Annotated in this window: 23 protein-coding genes and 1 pseudogene; 14 read left to right on the top strand and 10 right to left on the bottom strand. The window is 61.0% G+C overall.

The window, feature by feature from the left end:
• Window positions 1–394 precede the first annotated feature (394 nt).
• Complete coding sequence (locus tag EV147_RS25230) at window positions 395–1,462, top strand: primase-helicase zinc-binding domain-containing protein (protein ID WP_130393959.1); 1,068 nt, start codon at window positions 395–397, stop codon at window positions 1,460–1,462.
• A gap of 118 nt (window positions 1,463–1,580) precedes the next feature.
• Entirely contained in the window at window positions 1,581–1,772 is a 192-nt protein-coding gene (locus tag EV147_RS25225; protein ID WP_235845020.1) for a hypothetical protein, read from the top strand.
• A gap of 76 nt (window positions 1,773–1,848) precedes the next feature.
• Here EV147_RS25225 and EV147_RS26415 read toward each other — a convergent pair whose 3' ends face one another.
• The 3 genes from EV147_RS26415 to EV147_RS25215 all read right to left on the bottom strand — a co-directional run bounded on the left by EV147_RS26415 (window position 1,849) and on the right by EV147_RS25215 (window position 3,504).
• Window positions 1,849–1,980, bottom strand: coding sequence for a hypothetical protein (locus tag EV147_RS26415; protein ID WP_268907515.1), 132 nt, complete (start codon window positions 1,978–1,980; stop codon window positions 1,849–1,851).
• A 63-nt stretch (window positions 1,981–2,043) separates the two neighbouring features.
• Window positions 2,044–2,472 carry a hypothetical protein gene (locus EV147_RS26045; protein WP_157994728.1) on the bottom strand — a complete coding sequence of 143 codons (429 nt, stop codon included), beginning with the start codon at window positions 2,470–2,472 and terminating at the stop codon, window positions 2,044–2,046.
• 9 nt (window positions 2,473–2,481) lie between these two features.
• Complete coding sequence (locus tag EV147_RS25215) at window positions 2,482–3,504, bottom strand: PRTRC system protein D (RefSeq protein WP_130393957.1); 1,023 nt, start codon at window positions 3,502–3,504, stop codon at window positions 2,482–2,484.
• A 1,113-nt stretch (window positions 3,505–4,617) separates the two neighbouring features.
• Here EV147_RS25215 and EV147_RS25210 point away from each other — a divergent pair.
• Window positions 4,618–5,769 carry an integrase domain-containing protein gene (locus EV147_RS25210; protein ID WP_130393956.1) on the top strand — a complete coding sequence of 384 codons (1,152 nt, stop codon included), beginning with the start codon at window positions 4,618–4,620 and terminating at the stop codon, window positions 5,767–5,769.
• Between the two features lie 119 nt (window positions 5,770–5,888).
• Here the strand turns inward: EV147_RS25210 and EV147_RS25205 are convergent, their stop codons facing one another.
• The 4 genes from EV147_RS25205 to EV147_RS25190 form a co-directional block, all read right to left on the bottom strand.
• Window positions 5,889–7,265 carry a Fic family protein gene (locus tag EV147_RS25205; RefSeq protein WP_130393955.1) on the bottom strand — a complete coding sequence of 459 codons (1,377 nt, stop codon included), beginning with the start codon at window positions 7,263–7,265 and terminating at the stop codon, window positions 5,889–5,891.
• Window positions 7,266–7,946: 681 nt separating this feature from the next.
• The gene (locus EV147_RS25200) at window positions 7,947–8,417 is read right to left on the bottom strand and encodes a hypothetical protein (RefSeq protein ID WP_235845019.1); all 471 of its coding nucleotides are present in this window, start codon (window positions 8,415–8,417) and stop codon (window positions 7,947–7,949) included.
• A 174-nt stretch (window positions 8,418–8,591) separates the two neighbouring features.
• Window positions 8,592–8,858 carry a hypothetical protein gene (locus EV147_RS25195; RefSeq protein ID WP_235845018.1) on the bottom strand — a complete coding sequence of 89 codons (267 nt, stop codon included), beginning with the start codon at window positions 8,856–8,858 and terminating at the stop codon, window positions 8,592–8,594.
• 2 nt (window positions 8,859–8,860) lie between these two features.
• The gene (locus EV147_RS25190) at window positions 8,861–9,364 is read right to left on the bottom strand and encodes a site-specific DNA-methyltransferase (protein ID WP_235845022.1); all 504 of its coding nucleotides are present in this window, start codon (window positions 9,362–9,364) and stop codon (window positions 8,861–8,863) included.
• A 30-nt stretch (window positions 9,365–9,394) separates the two neighbouring features.
• Between EV147_RS25190 and EV147_RS26515 the strand changes: the two are divergent.
• The 10 genes and pseudogenes from EV147_RS26515 to EV147_RS25140 form a co-directional block, all read left to right on the top strand.
• Window positions 9,395–9,520 (top strand): annotated as a pseudogene (locus tag EV147_RS26515) (MFS transporter); the annotation flags it as partial.
• 349 nt (window positions 9,521–9,869) lie between these two features.
• Window positions 9,870–10,061, top strand: a complete 192-nt coding sequence (locus EV147_RS25180) for a hypothetical protein (RefSeq protein WP_130393952.1) — start codon at window positions 9,870–9,872, stop codon at window positions 10,059–10,061.
• 269 nt (window positions 10,062–10,330) lie between these two features.
• On the top strand, window positions 10,331–12,037 hold the full coding sequence (locus EV147_RS25175) for a response regulator (RefSeq protein WP_130393951.1): 1,707 nt from the start codon (window positions 10,331–10,333) through the stop codon (window positions 12,035–12,037).
• A gap of 165 nt (window positions 12,038–12,202) precedes the next feature.
• Window positions 12,203–16,390 carry a YadA-like family protein gene (locus tag EV147_RS25170; RefSeq protein WP_130393950.1) on the top strand — a complete coding sequence of 1,396 codons (4,188 nt, stop codon included), beginning with the start codon at window positions 12,203–12,205 and terminating at the stop codon, window positions 16,388–16,390.
• A gap of 78 nt (window positions 16,391–16,468) precedes the next feature.
• Entirely contained in the window at window positions 16,469–17,152 is a 684-nt protein-coding gene (locus EV147_RS25165; RefSeq protein WP_157994727.1) for an HD-GYP domain-containing protein, read from the top strand.
• Window positions 17,153–18,201: 1,049 nt separating this feature from the next.
• Window positions 18,202–18,417, top strand: coding sequence for a hypothetical protein (locus tag EV147_RS26040; RefSeq protein ID WP_157994726.1), 216 nt, complete (start codon window positions 18,202–18,204; stop codon window positions 18,415–18,417).
• A 152-nt stretch (window positions 18,418–18,569) separates the two neighbouring features.
• Window positions 18,570–19,097 carry a hypothetical protein gene (locus EV147_RS25155; protein WP_130393948.1) on the top strand — a complete coding sequence of 176 codons (528 nt, stop codon included), beginning with the start codon at window positions 18,570–18,572 and terminating at the stop codon, window positions 19,095–19,097.
• A 159-nt stretch (window positions 19,098–19,256) separates the two neighbouring features.
• The gene (locus tag EV147_RS25150; RefSeq protein WP_235845016.1) at window positions 19,257–19,460 is read left to right on the top strand and encodes a hypothetical protein; all 204 of its coding nucleotides are present in this window, start codon (window positions 19,257–19,259) and stop codon (window positions 19,458–19,460) included.
• A 97-nt stretch (window positions 19,461–19,557) separates the two neighbouring features.
• Window positions 19,558–19,887, top strand: a complete 330-nt coding sequence (locus EV147_RS25145) for a hypothetical protein (protein ID WP_235845014.1) — start codon at window positions 19,558–19,560, stop codon at window positions 19,885–19,887.
• Window positions 19,888–20,236: 349 nt separating this feature from the next.
• Window positions 20,237–21,163 (top strand): N-6 DNA methylase, encoded by a 927-nt coding sequence (locus EV147_RS25140; protein ID WP_130393947.1) that lies wholly within the window; start codon window positions 20,237–20,239, stop codon window positions 21,161–21,163.
• A 423-nt stretch (window positions 21,164–21,586) separates the two neighbouring features.
• Here EV147_RS25140 and EV147_RS25135 read toward each other — a convergent pair whose 3' ends face one another.
• The gene (locus EV147_RS25135; protein WP_130393967.1) at window positions 21,587–22,597 is read right to left on the bottom strand and encodes a LysR family transcriptional regulator; all 1,011 of its coding nucleotides are present in this window, start codon (window positions 22,595–22,597) and stop codon (window positions 21,587–21,589) included.
• A 186-nt stretch (window positions 22,598–22,783) separates the two neighbouring features.
• Window positions 22,784–23,692: a helix-turn-helix domain-containing protein gene (locus EV147_RS25130; protein ID WP_130393946.1), complete on the bottom strand. Its 909-nt coding sequence runs from the start codon at window positions 23,690–23,692 to the stop codon at window positions 22,784–22,786.
• 661 nt (window positions 23,693–24,353) lie between these two features.
• Here EV147_RS25130 and EV147_RS25125 point away from each other — a divergent pair.
• Window positions 24,354–25,241 (top strand): helix-turn-helix domain-containing protein, encoded by an 888-nt coding sequence (locus tag EV147_RS25125; RefSeq protein WP_130393945.1) that lies wholly within the window; start codon window positions 24,354–24,356, stop codon window positions 25,239–25,241.
• Here EV147_RS25125 and EV147_RS25120 read toward each other — a convergent pair.
• On the bottom strand, window positions 25,163–26,134 hold the full coding sequence (locus tag EV147_RS25120; protein ID WP_130393944.1) for an SDR family NAD(P)-dependent oxidoreductase: 972 nt from the start codon (window positions 26,132–26,134) through the stop codon (window positions 25,163–25,165). The two genes, EV147_RS25125 and EV147_RS25120, sit on opposite strands and share 79 nt — an antisense overlap.
• Window positions 26,135–26,264: the final 130 nt, after the last annotated feature.

The raw sequence follows: 26,264 nt of genomic DNA, 5'->3' as shown, positions 1-26,264 counted from the left end.
CGAATCTTTACGGCTTCCGGGCTGCCTCGCCCCGAAACCGGCGCCCCATGCATTCTTGCCGTCAATGTTTACGCGGTGACGCAACAGAACCCTTCCTCGCCGAAAAGGCGCTCGACGGGATTCCATTCCGACGCTGATGGTTCTGTTCTACCGGCGCGCACTACGGCCGTAACGCATTGTTGATGTTTCCCTACTACTGCCGGGTCTCCGGCGGTAGTAGCGGCCTCTCTGCCTTCCTGTCCGGCGTATCACCGCGACACATCGGCCCCCATTTCCGACCACGCATGACACCGTGCTGAAAAGACCTTCTGGCCACGTCGCCGGGATGTCTTTTGAGCAAGTGTTCCTTCGCCTGTTTCAGGCATCGACCCACCACTCCCTCAGGAGTCATCCCATGCAAGACATCAGTGTGATTGTGAAGAGCTGGAAGGCAGAGCAGTGGGACGCCCTCGTTGCTCAGTATCTGCCAGCCGGCATCCTCACGGATGCCTTCTGGCGCGGTCGGCCTGGTCCCTGTCCGATATGCGGCGGCAAGGACCGATTTTCCTATACCCAAAACCGCGGACGCGGCGACTGGGTATGTCGTAAGTGCAATAACGGTAGTCCCGCTGGTGGCGACGGTCTGGAATTGATCCGTCGATACACCAACATGTCCTACTCGGAGCTGAAGCGCCGGCTCAATGGACAGTGCAGTCAACCGCTTCCACCGGTTGCGGCAGGGGGGCCGGCACGCAAAGTCGTGCCGCAAAGTGAGCTGATGAGGCGCGTCATGAAGCAGATCAGCCACTCGAAGCCTGTCCAACCTGGTGATGCGGCGATGCGCTACCTCGCGGCGCGGGTGCCGGGTCTGCGTGCCCCCATCCCGCAGTCGCTACGTATCGCCCCGCAGGACTACTGGCACGAGCGAAAAGTGGTTGGGAAGTTTCCGACCATTGTGGCCGAGTACCGGCTGGCTGACGGCAGGCTCGCCACTGTGCATCGTACGTCGTTGCATCCGGACAAGCCTGAGAAAGCAATGGTCGTGTCGGAGGACGGCGAGATTCTGCCCAGCAAGCGAAATTACACGGGCGCGCTGCCGCTGGATGGCGGTGCTGTCCGATTAATGTCGCCGCGCCATGGCGAGATCGGAGTGGCCGAGGGCATTGAGAACGCCTACGCCGCGTACATGCTGTTTCGTATCCCGACCTGGTCTTGCCTGAACCGAGTGCTGATGAGCAAGTTCGTGGTACCGCCCGATCTCGGGATTCACACCGTGCACATCTTCGCTGACTTTGACAAGGTCGACGCGAGGACCGGTAAGTCTCCCGGCATGGCCGACGCGCTCACGCTGCAAAAGCGACTACGGCAAGAAGGCTTCAACGTCGTGCTGCATCGACCCAAGGTTCGGGACAGCGATTTTTGCGACGAATGGCGCACGGTCTATCAGCTGCGCGAGATCTCGCAGCAGGCGGTCCCCGCCTAGTTCTTTTTCCGCCGCATGTGCGGCGATCCTTAACTTCTGCCCTGTGGGTTCGCCCACAGGGGCGGATTCCGTTGTGGCAGTCTCAACGGAGAAAGCAATGCCACAGAAAGGATTCACGATGATCGTCAACAAGCTGCATATTCACGCCATGCGAAGCACGGCGACCCAGGATGTCCAAGCGTGGAAGTCCGAGGCGCAGTTCTTCCATGTGTACCGGAAGGACGAAGGCAATAGTCTCACGCTCCTCGAGCGGAACCTTTCGTACGATTCGGCGGTGGACTTTTGCCTCGCTCCCGCCACTCTTCATTGAAGTGCCCATCCCCTTAAACAAAAGCCCAGCGAGTCAAATCGCTGGGCTTTTTTTTCGTTCTCGTAACGGATCTCGCTTATGCAGTCCTCCGAGCCTTGACGCCTCGGTAGACGGCCACCACCACCTCCACCACGCAGTAGCAGATCACGGTCCCAAACACGAAGCGGTTGATGTCGTGATTGGTCGAAAAATAATCGAAGAACGTCATATGGATGATATCTCCTTAGGTTTTCCTGTAGCTTGCCACAGAAACGTTGCTGGTCAAGCCTCGTCAGTACCGAGCGAGCGCGTCGTTGAGCGCGCCAATGTCGATGCCGGCCAGGGGATCGATGGGGGCGCCAGCATTGCTTGTTCCCATTGCGACCTGCACTGGCTCTGGCGCCGCAGGGAACGAAGCTACCGTTGCAACCGACAGCGGGGGCTCGCCCTCTGGTCGCGATTCGGAAGCTGGCGTTGCCTGCATCTGAGGTGTGGGGGCAGGAGTGCGGATCGGCGTGGGGTCGATGCCGCGATCGACCCCCGGCGAACCGGGCACTGGTGGCCAGACTACGACTTCGTGCCCGCCGGACCGCCCTGATTGGAGACCCCGCAATGCCAACATGCGCAGCATGAAGGACCGCTCCCGCGGGTCTGAGAACTGACGCAGGTAAGCGAGCAGATCTGGCTCGACCAGCGTCACGGTCATCTGAACCTTGTCCATGGCCTGACCTTACGCGGATCGGCTTGCCTGACGAGTGGCGGCGCCGATCGTATAGAAGCCACGTACGTTCGCGAAACAGGGTGAGTCCATCATGTGGATGGGATTCAGGGGAAACGCAGCACGGATGGCAGGTGCGTAGAGCTGCGCCCCGCCACCGGTGAGGATGATGGCACGCAAGTCGTCTGTACGGCCCACGCGCGTCTGGATTTCCTTAACGGGCTGATTCGTGAGCGCCATCGCTTCGGACAGATAGGGCGCGATATCCAGATCCTCCCCGAAATACACGAGAGGCTTGGATTTCCGGATGGCTTGGTCGATTCGCTCGATGCCGGCGTCCGGTTGGTTACGCTCGGCCGTGATCAGGCTTGCGATCTGCTGATAGATGCGCGCTGCGCCGCCTGGAACGCCACCGCTACGGGTGTCGTCGACCGTGTACCCGCGAGCCGCCACCCAGTCGGTCGTGAAATAGCCGACGTCGATCACCAGGTAGGAATTGTCCGGATCATAGTTCTTTCCGCGTTGCTGGATGTAGTGGATCAGCGTGCCCAGCGGCTGGGGCAAGGGAAGCACGCTGCCGATATGGATCTCCCCCCAGCCAAAGTCATGGGTTCCCGCGAAGCGGTCCTTCAGGTGCGCGGCGTACTTCTGCGTGTTGTGAACGGGAAGGCCGAGCACAAGGCGCTCAACATCGCGCGCGCCGGCGTAGTGGAGCGCACCGGCGAGGAGAGCGGCGTAGCCTGGGGTGGTCGCAAAGTCTTCCGACAATGCGCGGCCGGTGTGATGCGCGCCACTAATCGATACGCCTGGGCCGACCTCGTACCGTGCTCCGTCCACTTCGACGCTAAGGACGTCGCGTCCTTTGAAGACGCCTCCGCCGAAAGCGTTGAGCGAGCTGCTCGCCGCCAGCGGAGCCAGCGACGGAAACATGTTCGTCGCGATCTCGGCGCCCATTGCCCAAGCGGCTTTCGTATTGCCGTAGCCAACGTCGATGGCGATGGTCGGGTGCTTGATAAGTTCGTTTTGTTGTTTCATTGACAGCGACCTCTCAGTGGATGGAGTTGGTTCGGTCGATGCGCCATCGCCGGAAATCTGTGCCCTGTTCGGAGCAAGTGCTATCTGGTGCCATCATGTCCCACGGACTTGATGACACATGGTGGCACTACGTGGGACCTGATCGGACCAAGTTCCCTCTGCTCCGACGTGCTCAGACTTCGTGGCACATCGCTATCACCCACTCTACCGTCGAAAAATCGAAGTCAAGTCTCGAAAGCTCGCGGAATTCCAGTGCGAAGCGTTGCTAGTGAATCGTTCGTGGTTTATGCTTGGCGCACCTACCGCGTCCCCGACGCATCGACTCCGCCGCCATCAGCGCGGCAAAAAATGGCCTCCGATTCTTCCTAGTGAAGCGCCACTGCGAGGCCCACTGTTCATGCCGGAAATTGCACCGGCTTTTTTTACAATCAAATCAAGTGGACCGTGTCGGATAGTGAGGACACCGGACACCGCGATACCAAGCCGATTGGCGGTCTGTTTGTGAGGATAGACCGTAGTGCGGACAATTCCGAAGCCGGACACCGGACAGGTGCTCTGTGGAATTTCCGCGAATGCCCGGCACCCTTACAGCCGCGTGGCTGGGTGCGGATCACGAAGCCCGACACACAGCGGCGGGGATGATCTGGCTTTGGGGTGGGGAGCTGCTTTGCGTGCCGAGGAACGGTGAACGCAGGCTTCTGAGCAGATATCGATCCGGGGGGGGCGCCACCGGTACCAGAACGGCGCAACAGGTAATCACCCATCACGGCATCGGCCGCAGGCGAGTGGACGCAATCCACGCGAAGGCAGGCCGGCATCGTCAGATGCACCGGATAGGGTGGCCGCGCAAGCGGCGCGCACGGCGAGAGCCCTGCGTGTTCGTGTAAGCGGACGGTCACGACGCATTGCTTCCATGCTCAGGGCCGATCGGTTTGGCATCGCTAAAGGACCGGAAGAGTGGTGGCAGGGCCGGCTGGGTGAGCCGGTAAAGCTGGGAGTGGTATCCCGGCACACCGACAGGGACATCGCCGAGTGGGGGTCGACGGTGTCCAGCGAATAGCTGTGCGACTTGCCGCACGGCAGGCGGCCGCGTGCCGCAATCGGAACACAGACATGCTCAAGACCATCAATCTCCGCCCGCTCCTGGATCAGTACAATCTGCCGGAGCGTTTCAAGGCCGAGTTCGCCGTGCTGGCGGCGGAGCACCTTCATCATCCTCATAGCGGCACACGCGTGAGCGGCCGATCGCTGTCGCAACTGTCACAGCGCCAGCGGGCGCAGGCCCTACTGGCGATGGTTGTCGAACTGCGTCGGGTAGGCGGGATGGCGGTGACTTCGCCCTATGCGATTCGGCAGAAGCACATCCGATGGTGGGTAACGCACTGGGTCGAGGCCAAGGCGCTGAGCGCGGGAACGGTCGATCTACGACTCACACACCTGCGTGCCTTCATGTCGTGGATGGGAAAGCCAAACATGGTGGGTCGCATCGATGACTACATGGTGCGGCCGGAAGGGTACAGCCGGGACTACGTCGCAAAGGAAGACCGGTCATGGGAAGGGAAAGGGATCGATGCGGCGGTGAAGATCGCCGAGATCGAGGCGACCGATCCACACGTCGCTATCCAGCTGATGCTGGAAGCGGGCTTCGGTCTGCGCGCGAAGGAAAGCTGGCGCCTGCGGCCGGCACGGGATGTGCTGCCATCGGCGATGCTGCATGTGCATGACGGCACAAAGGGCGGGCGACCACGGCGTGTGCCGATCGAGTTCGGCTGGCAGTATGACCTGCTCGGGAAGGCCGCGCGCTTGGCGCAAGCCACCAATCCGGGGCGAGAGTCGCTGATCCCGGCGACCTATACGCAGAAGCAATGGCGTCGGCGTTTCTATACGGTCCTCGAGAAGCACGGCATCACAAAAGGTGGAGTAGGTGTGACGGCTCATGGGCTGCGTCATCAGTTCTTGCAGCAAATGTATCAAAGACACAGTGGCCAGCTGGCAGCCGTCAAGGGCGGCGGCAGGGTTATGGATGTCGAAGCCCATCGTGCGGCAATGCTCAGGGTCGTCGAGGCGGCCGGCCATAGCCGGGCGGCGAAGGCGAACGCCTACCTCTCCACTTACTCCAAACAGCTTTCTGTCGACCGGCCTGCCCCGACGCTGGCACAGGTCGAGGGCGCCATTGGTGCTACAGGCGGCAATAAGGCCGCCGCAGCAAGTAGTCTCGGCATCTCTCGTGCAAAGCTCTACCGAATTTTGGGAAAGGCGAAATGAATGACTCGGTGACGTCCCAAGGAGACTGTCCGTGCTGCAGCAAAGGAGGGGGGATGACGTCGAGTAAGGCCGACCGGATTCGGTAGGAGATCAGCGCAGCGTTGTGGCCACGTCGTTTGTCACATCGGCCGGCCTGCGTCGATCCAAGCCTGCGTGGCCGGCATGCTCAGCCGGTATCGTGCGCAGTTGAACACCTCGAGCTTGCCAAGATCGTCGATCAGCATCGCCTTTAGCCCGGGCGCGCCTTCTTCGGTGAGCTGCAGCTCGAGCAGTGCCGCCTCTACGCTCTTGCCTTCTCGGACTACCCGGCCGACGGCATCGGTCAACAGTTGCCGGTACCGGACACGCCTCGGGTCGGGTACGCCGAGCGACTCCATCACGACGGCATACTTCTTCATGGAGCGTCGATACGTCCAACTGAACAGGTCCACGGCCATGGAGACATCGCGGCACTCATATATCCCCAGCATGGCCTGCGCGTAGTCCTTCTCTTCAACGTCCAGGAAAGAAAGAGGTGCGCAGTTGTACAGCATCAGTGGGATGTTGGCGGACAGCCGGCTTGTTCGCTTGTTGCCGTCCTCGAACGGCTGCAGATAGGCGATGTTCACCCACAGGAAAAAGGCCGCCTCCACGGGATTCTTGATTTGCCGTGCTTTCTCGATGATATGCCGCAGCATCTCGTCGAGCAACGAGGGCATCTGGGTGGGCACGTACACCGTATTCGTGATGTTCACGACTTTGTTGCGGATCGCACCCAGCGCGTTGGCGTCGTCGAGCAAGTCTAGCATCAGGACGGCATGCAGATTCCGGATCAGGAAGAGCGTCATTCCTTGCGTGGGCACTGCATCGACGAGAAACTCGATGGCCGACTTGTGGTTCAGTAGCATGACCGCGTCGGCGTCCGTGCCCTCCTCACCACGCGCGAACAGTTCGCGGGTAGCCAAGAGGCTGTACCGGTTGCCTTCCAGGCGTGACGACGACCACGACAGATCTACTAGCAGTTGCTCAAGCACCTTGCGCGCGAAGGTTGCCGCGGGCTGTCGGCCAGCCAGGCGGCCGGTACGATAGAGCTCGTCTGCCAAAGCGCTAGGCATCAGCGCCGATTCGTTCGGCACGTAGTCGTCGACGAAGCTTCGCAGGTAGGTGACAGGATGACGGGCGCCGAGCGGCAAGAGCAGGTAGTCCCGCAACCTGAGGGACGCTGGTGACCATTCCGGGTACGCGGCCGCCGCGGCGTCGAGCAAGGCGGGCACCGCGTGCAGGGTGGCTGAAGACTCAGTTGCTGGCGCGGGGCGCGCGAGGGTATAGCGTGTGGCTCGGGCCTGGCCAGTGCGGATTAGCTCCCCACTGGCACACAGCGCATCGAGATGTCGGCGTACGGTGGCCGAGCTGCCTTGGGTGGCCGTGATCACCTCAGTGGAGGACACGCGCTCGCGGCCAGCTGCCACCAGTTGGCGAATCGCCTCCAGAACGGCGGCAGGGCTGGTTTTAACCATGAAGAGGAAGCTGCTCAGTTCCTACGGAATTTGCTCAATTCCGGGTTGATATGCGCGAAAGGAAGATGGATTCTCGTCGATTCTAGCCGAATCTGCCCGAAAATGTGAGCAGATTTGTATGTTTAGAGCAGATATAGGCTAATCTGCTCAAGGATTGGCGACGTCACTTGGGTTAGTGAACAGTCGAGCGGGTCGTTGTCCTATTTTTGTGGGGTGGCCACGACCGGAATGACGTCCGGGAAGGAGTAGAAAACCGATGCCGCCGCCATCGAATCCCTCGGCGAGCTGGTGCAACACGCCGGTGCGCTGGCGACGCTCATGCTGGCCTACGCCCGTTAGCATCCTCGAAGAGGAACATGTTTCCTTCAAAAAGGACGAGAGGCGCGTCATTTGACGCGCCTTTCGCAAGGTAAGTGAACGAGTTGCCCGGAATCAGCGCATCATCCGGGCCGCGAGGCCAACATAGAACAACAACGGGGTGAACGCCCCGACCAGCCACGCCAGTCCAAAGCGGAAGTAGGGCGGGCGCGCGTGCCTCGAGGATGTCCGCGCATTGCGCGGTGTCTTTGGCCGAGGCGGCGGCCGCAGTGGCTGAGAGAAAGAAGACGACTGCAAGACGGGGAATCATGACGGGAAGCGAATCATTTAACACCCCACCAGCTTGCCGTGCCTGCGTCAAAGTCAAGGTTGCCAGTGATCGGGAAGCCTATCGATGGCCTGGCCGATGAACTCGTGCAAGTCCAGTAACGGCCAATCCTTGTCGGCGAGCGATTCTTCGGCAATCTCCGCGCACATCGCCGGGATATGGTCAAAGCGAATCATGGGCGCGCCATCGATATAGATGATCTTCGCGCGCTTCAGCAGTTTTTGATACCGCGATGACTGCGAGACCACGGTTTCAGGCGAGTCGACGTGCTTGAATTCGTACCTTGGCTGGGCCAGGGCCGCGGCCATGGCGGCGAACTTGGGTCCGTTCTCTTCCCAATCCGTGGTGGTAGCGACCAAATTCAGGAAATACGGGATGTCGGATGAGGTGAGCGCGCGACGGGCGGTCATCGAAATGGCGTGCTCGTCGGCGGGACGGTGCTCGACGCGGCTGTTCCAGATCGCGCTGAGTTGGGAGAAGACGGCACCCGGGTCCTCGGAGTCCATCTGGACTGGCGGGGTGGAAATGCCGCATTCTTCACATACGATAACTGCCTGTAGCCTGCCAGCGATGTGCAGAGGTGCCCCATCGCAGTGGGCGCATTGGAGAAGGCCGCTTGGCATGGGGAAATTCCGGTGCTGAAAGTGCCGGCATTATGCCTGCCAGCGGCTTGCGCCCGGTCAATTGGCGTGGCCGGTCAGTTCGATCATCGCCATGGGTGCGGCGAGATACTGGCTGGTGGTATCGAGCAGGTCCACGCGCGCGGTGGTCTGGAAGTCTTGCGGCATTCCGGCGTCATCGCGTAGTGCTGCGCCGATTTGCCAGAATTCGTTGAGCCAGTGTCCGGGTGGACCCATGGGGCCGCCCGTTTGACCGGTATAGATGGCGCCTTGGATGGCCAGGACCGTTTCGGGCTCAGGATATTCTCGATCGTCGGAGGAATGCACGGCTATTTGGGTTGGGTTGCACACTCGAGGGCGGGATCGAGCTGAAACCCTTCGGATTGCCGGCAGAGTTCGGCGGCGCCGCGAACGTACCGAAGGATCCATTCCGTTGCAATCGAGCGACCGCCCAGGCGCTCGGCGGCGACGCCGGTGCGGATCGTACCGCCGAAGGGGTCGACCAAGAGGTCGCCGGGAGCGGAAAGGAACCGGGTAGCGAAATCCGGGATGTCAATCGGCTGCATGGGGCCGTGTGTTGGCAGACCGAGCGCCATCGCCGTACGCCGGTAGGCCAGCGTGTCTGCGCAGCGGTGGCCACGTTCGATCACGTTGCGCGGGAGCCTGCCAGCAGTCGCGGCACCGAAGGCGCCGGGCCGGATGGTGTAAGCGCCGTCGCCATACGCGGCATGACGCCCCTCACCGCCAGCGGTTATCAGATGCTGGTGCCGACGGGTGTGGGCCGCAAGTATCTGCCGGTTGTCCGTTGCCCAGACCGGCGACACCGACAGCAACGAAGTGGAATAACCAGCAAGGGGACCGCCATGGAGCCAAGCAGTAGCGTGATCGCGAGGCTGGGGATTGCCCAGACCCTGGCCCGGGTTTCGACTTACTACCTGCCGACCACACTGGCAACGCCGATGGCGAAGGATCTCGGCGCCCGGTATCCGCTTCGGCCTAACCACAGATGGATCGCCGTTCGAATGACAGCATCGATCCGCATATCAGCCGTAGGAAGCGACAAAATCGAGTGACCGAGAAGCGCCGGTCGCTGCCACTCTCCAAGACAGGCCCCCTTCCCGGACTGGTCGCCCCAGGTGCTCGGCGATTGATTCTCGGCAATCAATGTATCGGCAAGATCCGACACTGCCCCTGCACCAAAATATTGTTTCTATGCTTGCGCTCTTCGGAGCCTGCTGTGCCTTCGCGCGCATGCTAGGGAAAGATCAGTAACCCGCTGCTCCATGGAGATCTCCGGCCGTCACATGCTGCAATCCCCTTTTGCCATGGAGATACGCGATGGATGACCAAACCAAGATTCTCGTCTGCGAATGCGGCGCGCCCGTTCGGATCCGCGAACTACACTTCGAGCTTGGAGGCAACCAGGCTTTGGACTGGGCGCCCTGTCCGTTGTGCTATCGGAAGCTCTACCAGATGACCGTCGAAGGGCTCGTGTCGGCAGAGCTAGTTTCGGAGGCGGAGTGGGACTAACGTCGACGATCTCAGAAGTCCACGCCGAGATTGTTCGAGACCGGCCACACAAAATCGGGAACGTCCGCTTTGGCCACGCTTCTGGTCGCTGGAAAGAGAGATCTGAGTGACCGTGAGGGGTCGATCAGAGATCGTCGACCCAGCCGGCACATCCTTGTCGGGCGGCTGCCAACCGCCCGTCATACTGTGGCGCGAAGAGCTGAAACGTCGTTGGAGTAGTATTCACAGCAGAATCCAGCGCTACGGTTCGCTGGCTGAGCGGAGGCAAGATGGGTCGCGTCGTCATTGCTGAAGGTGAAGCGCTTTCACGCCACGGGCTACGGCAAATGCTTGAGGCCAGCGGGCATGAGATCGTCGGTGAAGCGGAAGACGGTCTCCAAGCTACGCACATGGTTCTGTCTCGCGAACCAGACCTCTTGGTGCTAGCCCTAAAGCTGGACCGCTTGAGCGGCCTTGAGGTCATCAAACGACTGCGAGCGCAAGCAGTAAATGCCAAGATTCTCGTCGTTTCTTCCCAGGATGATTCTCACACGGTGGGCCTGTGCATCCATGCAGGTGCCAATGGCTTCGTGAGCAAGATCGAGGACCTCTCTGAAGTCCAGCGAGCACTGGACGCCTTCTCCCGTGGCCGTTCATATTTCCCAGACTTCGAAGACCCACGCTCGTTGGCGAAGTCCGAAGAGAGCCAACTCGCCCACCTCACCGATCGGGAACGTACGGTCCTGACGTACCTTGCGCGCGGATATCGACTCACAAAGATTGCGCAACTCCTGGTTGTTGGTCAGAGCACTGTCAGCACCTACAAGACGCGCCTACTGCGCAAGCTGAACGCATCTACCATTGTGGAACTCGCAGATATCGCCCGACGAAACCATCTGGTCGACATGCCGGTGGCAGCGACAGATCTTCGTAGCCTGCCCGATTGGCTCTCGGCCGATTCCTCCGTCATTCGGAATTTACTGGATACCATCCCCTCGTCAGTCAGTATCCGCGACGCGCAAGGCAGCATCTTGTTTGCCAATGCCTATCTTCGCGAGCAACTTGGCGCCGATCTGGCGCATTTTAGCCAGATTGTTCCGGAGGCCCTGGAGCGAGTGCTAGGTGTCTCCGAATCGCAGGCCAATGAAATCCTGGACGCTTTTCGCAAAGCAGGTGAGCAAGGCAAGCCTTTCATGCGCGAGTATGCGCTCAATGTCCACGGCATTCCCCGGAGTGCAGTGATATGGGCTGCTCCGCTGCAGGATGAAAGCGGTTCGCTAAGTGCGATGATCTGCGGCAGTCACGACATTACAACCATTGACTTGGCCATTCGCGAATTGCGCCAGTCTCGCGAGGAACTGGGGCGAATCGCTAAGCTCAATGGGATGCTCGTCGACAAGCTGAAGCTGGAGCTGCAAGAAGCAGCGCGCGCTGCAAGGGCAGAAATCGAAAACGCAATCCAGGCCGGGAGTGCTGAAGACCGCGCAAGTAGCCTTGATCGTGCGCAGCGAGCCCTGCAAATGCTGGAGCAGCGCATTTCTAGTGTGGGAGAACTCGTAGCACACGCCGATATCGGCCGACCACTACGGCAACGATGCAATCTGCACGACTTGTTTCTCGGTGGCGTCCGAGCGGTCGTGGAGTCCGGCAAGAGCGATGGGAGAGATGTGACGATCGAGTATGCGGGATCACCCGCGCTGTGTATCTGGGTCGAACCCACGAGATTTCAGCACATCCTGTTTTCCCTCGTCGACATTGCCTATCGCGCCTCCACCGAAGGGACCCTGACGGTACGGATGCAGCCGGTGGAGATGACGCGCGGTCTTGTCGACGTAAGGCTGGAGATCATCGCGGACGCCGCGTCCGCGTCACTCGCCCTGTTCCACCCGGAAATCAATCGACTCAACGACATCCTCGCTGTCTGGGAAGGTCGCCTGCAGGCTGAGGAATCACCGATACGGCTGCGGACGTCGGGCGTCCTGCAAATCGCCATCTGAGCACCTGCCTTATCCCACTTCCGGGTTCCTTCACACAAGGTAGTGGAATCACGACGCCACGTTCGTGATTCCTTGATATGCCATACCCGGCTGGCTTTCCAATACTTCATTGCGTGAATCGCACAAAACGCGCACACAAAACAAAGTATTGGCTAGGAGGCCATCATGAACACCGTCTACCGCTCAATCTGGAACGCCACCACAGGAACTTGGGTGGCTGCCGCCGAAAACGTGAAGCGCCGCGGCAAGGGCAAGTCGATCTCAGCAATTGCCGTGTCAGCGATCATCGCTCTTGTCGCCGCTCAACCCGTCCTCAGTGCTCAATCCGCAACCCGGGACTTGGATGGCCCGAGGGTAGCGGCTCAGGTATTTGGTAGCAATCTCACGAATACTGATGTCACATCGTCCAGCAAAGATGTGCCGAAGGGATTGGGCTCTGCAGCATCATCTTCTTCGCCGTCCACAGCGACCAAGCAGCCCGACAGCCCCAGGACAACCGAGCAGGTTCCTGACTACGACATCTTCAGTGAACCGTTGTTGCTTGCAGCCGCTCCTACGTCCGTCGAACTCGGCCCCAACGCGAGCGCTTCTGGGGATAATGCTGTGGCGATCGGCAACTCGGCAACTGCCGACTCCCATAGGGCCACCGCCATCGGCGCATTCGCCGAAGCAACCGAGGACGCAAGCGCACTTGGCTACCAGGCAAAGGCGACCGGCAGCAATGCGACGGCGGTTGGGCGCGGCGCTGAAGCAGCAAAAGACGCTACGGCGTTTGGCAGTGGTGCTACGGCCACGGCGACCGGCGCCACGGCTGTAGGCAGGAACACCCAAGCACTCGGAAGCCATTCCACGGCCACTGGAACCGCCGCTACCGCGTCGGGAAGCATGGCAACAGCAGATGGGGCTTTCGCAACAGCCAGCGGCGACCGATCGTTGGCTACAGGCGCCGGCGCGCAAGCATCGGGGGCGCGTGCAAGCGCCGTCGGCGCAGGCGCCCAGGCCGTCGAAGACTCGTCTTCGTTCGGTGTTGACGCCCACGCCGATGGCACAAACTCGACCGCGCTCGGTCGGGGCACGACGGCCGCACAGGACGCAACAGCCGTAGGCGGTAGTGCGTCAGCGACTGGCGTAGGTGCGACCGCTGTGGGACGCAATACGCAAGCGACCGGCAACCACGCGAGCGTTACAGGCACAAGTGCCTCGGCCACAGGCGCCTTTGCCACTGCAAACGGCGCGTTTTCGAATGCTGCAGGCGACAACTCCCTAGCCACAGGTGCTGGGGCACAAGCCGCCGGTCAAAGAGCCAGCGCGGTTGGCTCCAATGCGCAGGCCCAGGAGGATGCGTCGGCCTTCGGCTTCGAAGCGATGGCTGATGGATCCAACGCCACGGCAATCGGCCGAGGCACAAATGCAGCCAAGGACGCGACAGCGCTTGGCAGCGGCGCCCAGGCTACAGGTAATGGCAGCAGCGCACTCGGACGCGGTGCGCTAGCCAACGGCAGCCATGCGACTGCTACCGGTACAAATGCCAGCGCGACGGGGTCTGCCGCGACCGCTAACGGCGCATTTGCCACGGCCGCTGGTGACTATTCTCTCGCGAATGGCGCAGGCGCCCAAGCCAGCGGGCAACGCGCAAGCGCGGTGGGCGCCGACACTGAAGCAATGGAAGACGCCTCGGCCTTTGGCTACGCAGCAAAAGCGAATGGCAGCAACTCAGTCGCCGTGGGACGAGGCGCCTCTGCCAGCAAGGACGCCACCGCAGTAGGAGCGGCTGCTCAAGCCGCCAGCGCCGGCGCTACCGCCGTGGGCCGGGGAGCCGCATCGAACGGCAGTCACTCGACCGCTATTGGCACCAACGCCCAGGCTTCAGACGACGTCTCTACCGCAATGGGCGCCTTCTCTTCTGCGACCGGTGACCGCTCCGTTGCCGTTGGCGCAGCTGCGACTGCCACGGGCCCTCGATCGAGCGCAATCGGCGCGGACGCATATGCTGTCGAAGACGGCTCGGCGTTTGGGTATGATGCGAGGGCGGAAGGCAGCAACTCCACTGCCACCGGTCGAGGCGCCATCGCAAACAAGGATGCGACAGCGTTGGGCAGCGATGCGCAGGCTGTGGGAATTGGCACGACAGCCGTTGGACGCGGCTCACGAGCCTCCGGCAGCCATTCAATGGCCACCGGCGTCAATGCAGTCTCGTCAGGTGACCTCTCAACGGCGAGCGGCGCCTTTGCCAGTGCGACTGGCAACAACTCCGTCGCTACCGGGGCCGGCGCACAGGCTACCGGCTCGCGCGCCACTGCCGTGGGCGCCGACGCCAGATCTGTGGAAGATGCGACTGCATTGGGCTACGGCGCGACCGCGGATGGTAGCGATGCTGCTGCCATTGGTCGCGGCGCCACAGCAGTTCGCGATGCAACTGCAATCGGGGGCTTCGCACAGGCGAGCGGCGCCGCGGCAACCGCAGTCGGCCGAGGTTCAAATGCCACAGGCAGCCACGCGACAGCCACGGGCACAAACTCGACAGCGTCGGGGGAATCGGCCACAGCAAATGGCGCGTTTTCCACTGCCACCGGGCGGCATTCGCTCGCGACCGGTGCAGGCGCGATCGCTAACGGACCGCGTGCAAGCGCCGTTGGCGCTGACGCCTCGTCCGCAGAGGACGGCGCCGCCTTCGGCTACGGTGCCAGCGCCTACGGCGAAAAGTCCACAGCAATGGGTGGTCAGTCAGCGGCGGCACGCGACGCGACTGCCGTAGGCAATGCTGCCATCGCCAGCGGCCGCGCCTCGACGGCTATCGGTCGCGGTGCGCAAGCCACCGCGGGCAGTTCTGTAGCGATCGGGTACGGCTCGATCGCTGACCGTGACAACACCGTCTCGGTGGGCACCGTTGGAAATGAGCGAATCATCGCGAATGTCCGCGACGGCGTGTCGCTGAGTGACGCCGCGACCTTCGGGCAAGTGGCGCGCGCCGCCGACTCCATGGCCGAAGCCCTTGGCGGCAACGCGCAGTTCGATCAGGCGACGGGCCGGCTTATCGTCCCAACCTACAACCTGACAGAAGGGACGTTCCATAACGTCGGCGACGCCCTGACGAATCTGGATCAGCGATCGAACACCAACCGCGACGACATCTTGGATCTCAACGACAGAATTACTGGCGGCACCATTGGCCTGGTACAGCAGGACCCAACCACTGGCGTCATCACGGTCGGCACCCAGACTGGCGGTTCATTGATCAACCTGACAAACAGCCAGGGCGAATCTCGTCAGATTCAGGGCCTCGCGCCAGGCGCCATCACGTCCGATAGTACGTTTGCCGTCAATGGCGGCCAAATCCACGCCATCGGTAGCTCGGTCTCAACTGCTTTGGGTGGAGGATCACAGGTTCTGTTCGATGGCACCGTGTCGGTCCCCGTCTATTCGGTCGGCGGCCAGCAGGTGCATGGTGTCCAGGCCGCAGTGGACGCGCTCGACACCCGGGTCACCGGTGTAGAAGGTCAGGTCGCCAACGTCACGCAGCAGATCAACAATGGGGAAATCGGTCTTGTCCGCCAAAACGCCGATGGGACCATCGCTGTGGCGCAGGACAAGGGTGGCAACAAGGTAAATGTCTCTGGCACTGACGGAACCCGAACCGTGACCGGGCTATCCGACGGTGCGATTGCCGCTGGCAGCACCGACGCCGTCACCGGCAACCAGCTTCACGAAACGAACACTCGGGTAAGCGGCATCGAGCAGACGGTGGGGCAGCAAATCGGTCAGCTCGCCGCAGACAGCGCGTACTTCAAGGCCAGTGGAGCGGGGGACTCGACTGATCGAGCAGTTGCCACAGGCGCCAAGGGCGTTGCCGCGGGTGCCAATGCGGCCGCAGTCGGCGCGGCGTCCGTAGCCATTGGTGCCGGTGCGACAGCAAGTGCGAACAACAGCGTCGCCATTGGTGCGAACGCCGTCGCCGACCGCGCAAACACTGTGTCATTTGGCACGGCGGGCAATGAACGCATCCTCAGCAATATCGCTGACGGCGTCCAACCTACCGATGCCGTGAATCGACGCCAACTCGACAGTTCCTATGGCCAGCTTAGCGGTCGGGTCGATCAGGTCACCGGGATGATTGGCGACGTCGCATCCAAGGCCTATAGCGGGATTGCCGGCGCCTCGGCCCTCTCAATGCTTCCCGATGTGGATCCCGGAAAGACGCTCTCTGTTGGCGTAGCCGGCGCCTCGTATCAAGGCTACGGTGCCGGAGCGATCGGGGTATCCGCTCGGATCAACCGGAACATCAAACTACGAGCCGGTGCTGGGGTCTCTGCGGGCGGGACGACGGTCGGTGGCGGCATCGCTTACCAGTGGTGAACCAGCGTTGACTTCAACAGAGAGACACCCCAAAGGTCCGGCAGTGTCGCCGCCGGGCCTCCAATGGTGCCCACGACCATGTATCCAAATCAATTCTGTGCGACGGCGCAGGCTGCCGTAGGTCTGGCGATAGCTGAGGCAACTCGGCAGGACGCGGACAGCAAGACCCTAGTGGGCGAATATCTTCGGGCCCTCTACGAAACGCTCTCTCACGGGCACCGTTGCTCCCGCTTAATGCTGGCCTTCGCAGCCAGACTCCAGGATGCGGTGAAGGGGGTGATAGACCCGGAAGCAATGGCGTTCGGGGCGTTCTATCACGACGTCGGAAAAGTATGCGTGCCGCCCGAAGTCTTACTCGCCCCGCGAAGCCTATCCCCGCAAGAGTACAAACTGATCCAAGCGCATACCTATCATGGGCGCAGAATCGCCGAGCTTGCATCATCGGTAGTATCTCAACCCAATCCCGCGCTTGGTTATCTTCATGCCATGGCTGCCTGCCATCACGAGCGCTGGGATGGTACTGGCTATCCCAACAGACTTTCCGCCGACGATATCCCGCTTACAGCGCGCATGATGGCCATCGTCGACACATACGATGCGCTGCGTTCGAGTAGAGCCTATAAACTAGGCAAGAGCCACGAGTTCGCATGCCAGGTGATCGAAAGAGAGATCGGCAACGCGTTCGATCCTCACATTGCGCGCTCCTTCCTCGCAATGTCGAAATCGTTTGTCGACCTCTTTCCGGAGCTTGCAATAAATTAACTGCGTCGAATCGATGTTACAACCGTGTTCATGATGTTTGCCCGACTGAAAAGCCGGGCTTTTTTTGTGCCGCCGTGTGTTTTGGGAGCTCGCGAAAGGCCGCCGATATTGAAAGATTCGTACAAAGAGCGGTAGGCGCCTTTGCTTATCGCCAAACCTATGCTCCTAAAGACCGTTCCCGGCCACGAGCGGTCGTTCCGCAGAGGCGCCTGGAGGATCGGAAACTGCTCACTCTTCGCCGTCCACGAGCCGACGCACAGCTCGGAAGGCGGCAACGGGCTTTGGCGACCTGCCTTTCGCATCTGCGAGAGCTATTCCAAAGGGCGGAAGATACCGAGCCGCTATGGGTTGATGGTGAAGCCAGCATGAAGCCTCAGATTCGTTGAGGACTATTCGGCTGCCGTATGCGAGCTGGGTATGATGCGTATGTCAGATGTGCCGTGCACAAGAGGCGGCCTACGCAAATTCGATCGTTCGAGAATACGAATAACTAGCTATGGGATTTCTTGGTTTCGTTACGACCGCTTTAGGATGTATCGCCGCCGTGCTCTACATCCTAAGCCGCTTTGGGAGTGGAAGGTTTCGTTGGCTGTGGTGGTTGTATTGGCTGGCATGTGCCTGTATATGCTTTATGGGCGGCTATCCGATGTATTTTCTCGCGGTGGAAGGAACAGGCGGAGGCCTTTACGGAATAGCATTCCTCGTTTTCCTATTTGGCGCGGTCATGACGATACTCGGACTGCTCGTCAAGTGGGCCTGCGGTGCTGCGAACGAAGGCGGCAGACAACATGCTCGCCACCATGACGTAACGTGACGGCAACGGCCCCACGGCGACGGCGCGGGGTCCGGGCCGACGACCGGGCTCGGTAAGTACCAACAGCCACGGCGCTTGATGGAGCGCCGTTCCAGGTTCGAAAGCGGGCACCAAGCTGAGACTAGCTAGCAGTCGTTACTGGTCGCCCGCTGCCGACCCGGCCCCTCATGGATGGCATGGCGAAAGGATCTCGGCGCGCCTTGCGAGCGTCGCGCTTTTCGCGCCAGATCCGGGCGTGCAGATTGGGCGTCGTTGCCTCGAGCCGGTCCGATCGCCGCTGGCGGCGTTCGAACTTTTCGTCGGCGCCATGCTGCTCGGCGGCGACATGTTCCGCAAAGAGCGGATACCTATCGCGCTCACGCTGCTGCTTGCGAGCGAAGGCGGCCTGGCGGCGGGGTCCGAAGGTGATGGGGTCGTGGCGTCCGAATCGGGTGAAGCGCATGGCAGCTGAGGTATGAAATGGTCTTTGACCCAAGATGCCGGCTCCATATCGAAGTCAAAGCGGCCGGCGGGCGAACTGCGCGGCCATCCATTTCCCCGGCGCGACTTCAGGAGTAGGGCGTGAAAGGGATAGAATTTCGGGCGTCTTTTACCGGAATTCCCATGTTTCCCACCCCCACCACCACCGCGCGCGAGGTATCGCTGGGTAATCGCCCTAAGGATGAGCCGCAGTTCGTTGCGCCTGGCGAGCCGCTGTATGGCGAGATCGCCCGGCTGGACGCGTTCATTTTCAAGCGCTATCTGGACCGGGTGTTCTGGCATCCCCGGCCCGAGGTGCTGCGCTTCGAGGTGCGCGCTAACCCCTCATCCTTGGGAAGTATTTATGACGTGGTCGCGCTCGTGGGGCAGGGCGAAGGGGAGATCTGGTTCGCCGAGGACGCGGTGCCGGCGCGATGGGACTATGTCGCGATCACGGAGACCAGCGATGGGCTCGGGCGCCTGCAGCGCGAGAAAGCCAAAGCCGAAGGCAGGCTGCCGCAGGACTACAAGCCGTTCATCGGGGGCGGCCCGGTGCAAGACTACTCGAGTCTCGAGAATCCCGAAGAGGTCGAGCAGCGCCGCTGGGCCGTGGTCAATCGCCTGCGCGAATCGAACCGGCTGGCGCGCGCCGCGGCCGTGAAGCCTTCCTGAGCATAGGAATCTTGTCGGGCGGGGGAAGGCGAGGTAATATTCGCCCGATTCTCCGCGCTACGCGCATCGACACCGCCGGTTCCCCGGCTATCAATTTCCTTCATCCATTGGGGCTTTGTCCCTGATGGGCCATGGCTCCGTCTTCCGTCTGGAGTCATCATGCCCTTCATTAAAACCCCGGAAACGGCCGCCGCGATCGTTGCGTTGGTTGTGATCCTTTTCGCAGCGTTGTTCTTCATCCTCACCTCGGCGAACGTCGCACTGCTTTCGTTTCAGCTCTCCACGCTTGTAGTGGCCACTCTGGCCATTGCCGTGCTGTGGGTGCTGGTCAGGTTCGCTCATCTCTCGGAGCAACCGGTCTGATCACCGCCGCGCGCTGTCCTTCTGGCTCGCGCGCGGTTCTACACCCATCCGGGAAGCGATCCCGGGGGGGCGTTTCCCCATCCTGTAGGGGAAACGCATGTTTCATTCCAAAACCATCGATATCGAAGTAGGGCCTGTCCCGGCCGAAGAGCCGTGCGCACAGGTTGGCCGCGATGACTATAGCGAACGCTCGCGCCGCGAGTGCGCCGTGTATATCCGCCAGTTGCAACGCATTCTCGGCAACCCGGACCCCGCGATTCTCCGTTTCGTGCGTCGCGGCTTTCCGCATGAATTTGGCCGTTATCACGAAGTCGTCGCGGTCATGACTGCCGAAGGTGCCGAACGTTTCGACGAGTCGTTGCTGCCGCTCCAATGGGATCACATCGCCCGCGCCGAGCTGACCTGGCTCCGGCTGCAGGAGAGATAGCGCGAAGCCGTGCTTGCGCGCCCTTCGGCGATCGTGCTTGTGCAGGAGATCTTCCGGGTTGTCGAGATTCCGGATTTCCCGAATCATCCTGTCGCGCAATGGTGGGCCATGGGCTTCACGCCCACAGTGCCATCGCTTGGCTTGCACTGAGCCTCCACAATAACCCCGCATGGGACCGAGTCCCTGCGGGCGGGTCCCGGCATTCCCTTCGAGACGATGTACAACCAGTTGATTGGCCAACTCCTGGCCGCAGAACAATTCAGCACGACCGATGTGGATCGGGTGGCCAGGCTGGAGGCTACGCCTTTTCCAACCGTCGAGCGTACCCATTTCTGCTTAGGCGCCGCCCATGAGTAAGGCCGCCAAACGCAGGTTCGAAGGCACCGCCAGCGATCCCCACAAACAGCTGCTTTCCTATTTCAAAGCCTTTGGGCACCGCCACTCAATGCACGAGGTCTTCTCCGACTTTGTCGAACTGTCGGCGCTTGCCATCAGCAACGCGGTCGACCGCCACCAGTTCGATGCGCGGGAGAAGCGTTATCTGGAGATCGTGAAGCGCTATGAACGCGAGGACCTGGTCCGGTTCTCGCATATGCTGCGCGCCTTGACGATGACCTTTGAAGCTCGGGTGCAGCAGCTTGTCCCGCATGGTGACGGCTTGGCTGACGTTCTTGGTCAGACGTACATGTTGCTCGAGCTCGGCAACGATCGGGCAGGGCAGTTCTTCACGCCCTACAGCGTCTCGCGTCTGATGGCAAGCATCAACAACGGCGATGGCAATCCCTACATCGATCGCGATGGTTTCGTCTCGATCAGCGAGCCGGCCTGTGGCGCGGCCGGGATGGTGATTGCCTGCGCCGATGCGCTCCACGACGCCGGGCGCAACTACCAGCAGTCGATGCATGCGACGTGTATCGACATCGATCCACGGTGTGTGCATATGGCGTACGTGCAGTTGTCGCTCCTGCATATCCCCGCCATCGTCGTGCACGGCAACGCGCTATCCGTCGAAGCTTGGGGCACATGGTTCACACCGGCTCACGTCCTTGGAGGGTGGGGTGCGAAGCTGCGACTCCAGCGTTTCCGTGAGGCAATGGAATCGTTGAGTGAAGCGGTACCAGCGCCGGCTGATTGCACTGAGTTGAATCCTTCGCCATCGCCAAACGAGGACAAAGTTGAACTTACCCTTCACGTGAGTGCTGATCCCAAGCAGCCAAGCGTGCAGGCGGCCACAATGCTGGTCTTCGTGCCCGATGACCAGCTTGCGCTGTTCTGACGGCGAAAAGGCGTCGAAACTGTCGACCTTTCGGGCAATTAGACCGGACATTCCGCTCTTATGATTGTTTCTGTAGCGGCCCCGCTACGGAAGCTCTCTCAAGATGGACCCATTCTCCCCGCCCTCACTCGTTGAGGGCTTTTTTCGCCGCGACCGTCTCTGAACGACCCCAAACAGCCTGTCGCCATGCCTGAGAACGGTGATTCGCACATGCTTTCCGCGCCCTGTGACGTGCAGCCATTGCGATGGCGATGAGTGGCATGCCGGCTAGAAATTGTTAGGCCGGAGGAAGTTGCAAACACCAGCATTCGTCCGGACACAACGAGAATCCGCATGCCCGGATTTGCTAGCGGAGTCTGAGCACGAAAGGGTGGACTACCTCCAAGTAGTCAAGTCTTTGTCTGTTCCCCTACTGGGTCAGCATCAAGCGTCCAAACCCACCCCGCCGAACGAAAATCGCGGAAATTCGGCCACCATGAAGTCAACGAACACACGCGTTCGCGCCGGAAGGTGGCAGCGGCTCTGATAGCAAATGTAGTGGCCGAGGTCGTTGGGCAGCTCATCGGCAAGCGTCACCACGAGCTCGTGGGCGGCGACGTGGTCGGCGATCTGAAAGTCCGCTATCTGCGCCAAGCCCCAACCTTGCAGCACAGCGTGGAGCACCAGATCGGAATTGTTGACCGTAAATCGCGATTTTAGCGCGAGTTTGCGCACGCGGCCTTCGCGATGAAACTCCCATTCTTGCACACGGCCGCTTGCGCTGCGATGGCTGATGCACTGGTGGTGCGCCAGTTCTTCCGGCGTTGCCGGCAATCCATTCGTGGCGACGTATGATGGCGCGGCACAGACTGCGCGTCGCATCGGTCCCAAGCGGCGTGCGATGATGCTGGAATCTTCAATACGTCCGCTGCGGAATGCCACATCGAGCTCGTCCGAAGCATGGTCGAGCAGGCCATCATCGAGGTGCAGATCGAGCGAGAGGTCCGGATAGGCGTTGGAGAAACGTTCCAGTAGCGGCGCCAGCACCTTGCGGCCAAAGCTGACTGGGGCTCCGATCTTGATCAGGCCGCTTGGCGGACCTTGGCGCAGTTCCAGCATGTCGTTGATCGCCTCCGCCATATGTGCGACGCCCTGGTGGCAATTATCGAAGAAGCGGCGTCCCTCGTGTGTCAATTGTGTGTTGCGCGTGGTGCGGACAAACAACCGTGTGCTGAGTTGAGATTCTAGCTTTTGCACGTTGCGGCTGATAGCCGAGCGGCTGATGCCGAGCCGTTCGCCTGCTTTGGCAAAGCTGCCTTCGGTCGCCACCGCCATGAAGGCCATGATGCCGGTGTAGCTCGCGCCGAAAGTTGCCGACAAGGTGTCGGCGCGATGCAGCGGCGCCGAGAGATCGCTGTGCGTTAGCGCCAGCGACGATTCCAATATCAAGCCCATCGTTTTTTTCCTCCGCGCGCCAAGGAACTTTGCCATGCCGGTCAGCTACGCGCCGTTTCCCGAGTCCGGCGTCAAATGGCATGCGTGCATTCTTTCACGATGGAAACTGGCGGTACTTGCAATCGTTGCGCATCAGTATGCCGATATTGCTGCCGTCTCACGTTTGGCACTCTGGCGGTGCACGCACTAATTCCGGCCGGGATATTGGCCAGGCGTATAGCCGGTGGCTGCGCGGAAGGCGCGCGTGAACGTAGCTTGCGACGAGAAATTGAGCTCAACCGCAATTTCCATCAACGATAGCTGGCGGAGACGGAGCAGCGTCTTGGCGCGTTCGATGCGCAAATCAGTGACACACCGATAAGGGGTTTTGCCCGTGGCCGCCTTGAAGGCGCGCACAAAATGAAAACGGCTCAGGCAGGCGATGCTCGCGAGGTCGTCCAGGCGGATATCGCTCTCGAGATTCGCTCGAATATAGTCCATCACACGCCGCATGCGATGTTGTGCAAGATCTGGTTCGGCTTCGAGTCGACTCATGCGCAGCGCTGCAACACTGGCCCGGCGATGCAGCATGCGCACCGCCAGCGTACCGGCCAGACTTTCCACCAACAGATTGCCGGTGGGCGTTTCCTCGCGCAGTTCCGCAAGGATGGTCAATCCGATCTGCGCAATTAACGGATCCTCGAAGCCGCGGTCGAAATAGAACGTATTGGCCTCGGTGCCGGTGGCACTCTCGCCAAGCGATTCAGGCGTGAACAGCGCTGGATCGAGATAGAGATGCAGCATGCCCGGTAGCACCGTCGAGATGGAAACCTCGTCCTCCTGAATACCCTTGGGACACAGCCACACCGTACCGCGCTTGGCCGGCGTGCGATCCACCAGTCCATATCCAGTACGGGTGACCACGGCGGACGTGCTGCCGTGCGGATCGATGACCAACTCGTTGAACGGCAACCCGGCATTGCGCGTGATGATGCCGCCGCTATGGTCACGCACTTCGGCAAACAGTCCGGACCAAGCCCGACCGGCCGATGACATCACCAACGTGGCGTCGTTGTATTTCTCGCGGAACTGGAAAGGCGTTGGATTGCGCATCATTCGACCAGGAATTGCCGATGCACCGGCAATTCCTGCCTGCCGACCCTGGACCGGCAGCGCACGAAATTCCGCGCAAACGTATGGACATTACCGCCGGATAATCGGGCCGCGCCCAGATTCAAGCCCGGTCACGCCCCGCCGAAAAATACCCCGCGATTTTAACCAAAAAATCCCTGAAATTCTGCCACCCGCTGTCATCGGAGGAGACACACAGCGCGGTCGCCCCGCCCGCCTCCTATTTGTACTGGACAGAGGTCACCTTGGCGACGCTGAAGCGGCAGGAGAATCGAGATCGTCTTCACAAAAAAGTCAGAAGACGTTGCCTTCATGTAGCTCCGGCCGGATGAAGCGCCGGCCTACGGTCGGGCTTGGTATTTGGGGGGCATGCCGGCCATCATTGCGTCTAAGCTTGTGCCATGGCGCGCTCCGCGTCACATCTTGCCTTGCGCGGTCCCAACCGGCCGACTCATGCTCGCGGCGCACAGCGCGCGGCGTTTGTTTTTCTGCAGCGAGCGAACCGTTTGCCCCATCTGCGGGCGGTCCGGGGTCTCTACGGCTGGTCGGATACTCCCCGGCATTTCGCCACCCGGAAGTTCCAAGAAAGTTGTCACCACATCGCGGCGCCGGTACAGTGCTGTCTAGTTCGCTCGAGATGACTCGCATGACAGCCATGGCCGCCTCCGATGCAGCAGTTGCGATTAGCGACATCCTTGACCAGCCACCAACGCTGGCCAATATCATGCGCGGTGGGACGCGCCTGACCCGGCGCTGGCGGCATGGTGAGTTTCATGCCTCGCTGCCGGCCATGGACACTCATGTGATCATGACCTACTACGGTGTGGCGCAGAATTCAAGCTGCCGTGTGGATGGCAAACGTGTGAGTGCACGTACCCGGCCCGGCACGGTGACCATCATTCCCGCGGGGCAGGAGGGGCGGTGGGACGTGGAGGGGCCGATCGAGGTATCCCATGTCTATCTCGGCAGCGATCGACTGCAGGAGGCCGCCAGTTTGATGGCGTTGGGTACCACGAGTATCGAACTGGTGGGTCGCATCTGTGTCGACGACCCCGTTGCCTCGCGCATCCTCGAGATTCTTAGCCACGAGGCTGCCACGGGTGACCCAAGTTCCTCCTTGTTTGCCGACCATGCTTTGGACCTGCTGTGCGCGCAACTAGTCCGCGGCCATTCGGCGCAGTCGGCAATGCCCGCGCCAACTGTACGCAAGGGTCTGGTCGACTGGCAAGTGCGTCGGGTCACCGACTATATGAAGGATTCCCTTGACCAGGAAATTCGGCTCGATGACCTCGCCGGCCTGTTGCAGATGAGCCGTTTTCACTTCTGCACCGCATTTCGGCTTGCCACCGGACAAACGCCGCATGAATGGCTTACGGCACTGCGAATCGGCCATGCGCGCCATCTGCTGATCACGACCGAAATGCCAGTTACTAGTATCGGTATGGCAGTGGGTTATCAGACGCCATCGTCGTTTGCCTCTGCGTTCCGCAAGGTTTCGGGGGTTACGCCTTCATCGCTGCGCCGCTCCCGGTAGCAGACATCCAGCAGATCGCCGCAGCCGAGTCGACGCATCATCTCGGCACGCACTCGATCTAGTACGAGAAATACGACGTCGGCGCCGTCCTTCACTGGATCGACTATAGTCCGGAAAGGACGCTGTCCCGCGGGGGTCTCGACGATCATTGCCACCGCTCCTGCCGTGGCACCGGGAATCTCTTCCGCACACGAAAGCTCGTCGGCCGCGTTCTGAATCCGTTGCTGGAATTGGAGCCCCAGCCGGCGCGAGTAAGCTGCGCTCGTGGTCTGATCGGCGGGCAATTCAGGCCGTTGGAAGGGGCTTGACAGCGTACCAAACATTCCCGACATGACAAGCGCGCTCTCGATGCCGAATGGGACCAAATCGCGCGCATATTGCACGGCCAGCGCCTCAAGGCCGGACTGGATTGCGCAATACCAGCCAAGGTAGGGTGCCGTCCCGCCCCCGGCAGCGGTGCCGAGCACCCAGATGATGAGCCCCGCGTGGGCTTCGCGCATGTGAGGCAGCACCGCGCGCAAGGTGCGCTGCGCGCCCACAAGGTACCGGCCGAGAGTCTTGGATGCCTGCTCCGGTGCGAAAGCCTCTGTTGGTCCAACCATTGATGGAACACCACCTTGGACGAGGATATCGATCTGCCCACTTGTATGAACAATCTCACCGACCGCTTTCGAAACACTGTCCGACGACTCAGGCTTCATGTCGACTATCCGGATGTCGAGGCCGTGCTCGATGGCGCTGTCTCGCAGACGCTGCGCCTGTGCGCGGTCGCGCCAACGGCGGCAGTTGAGCGCCGCGTAGACGGTATGGCCGCCGTGCGCCAAGGCAGTCACGGTGATAGGGCCGACGCCTTCTGCGGCGTGGGTGACGAGGATGATGCAAGCTGCTGGCATAGGGTCACTAAGGCGAGAGAACTGAATGCATCCTTATAGGCTCACACCGCTCGCCGGGCTTTCCGTAGATTGCGCCAAATGTTCCAATCTTGCGATCTGAGTGTTCTCCTCCGAGATCGCAAGATCGGAA

Source organism: Cupriavidus agavae (assembly GCF_004217045.1).
In the GTDB taxonomy this organism is placed as follows: domain Bacteria; phylum Pseudomonadota; class Gammaproteobacteria; order Burkholderiales; family Burkholderiaceae; genus Cupriavidus; species Cupriavidus agavae.
Note: the sequence above shows the minus strand (reverse complement) of the source record. Positions and strands in the feature narration are given on the sequence as shown.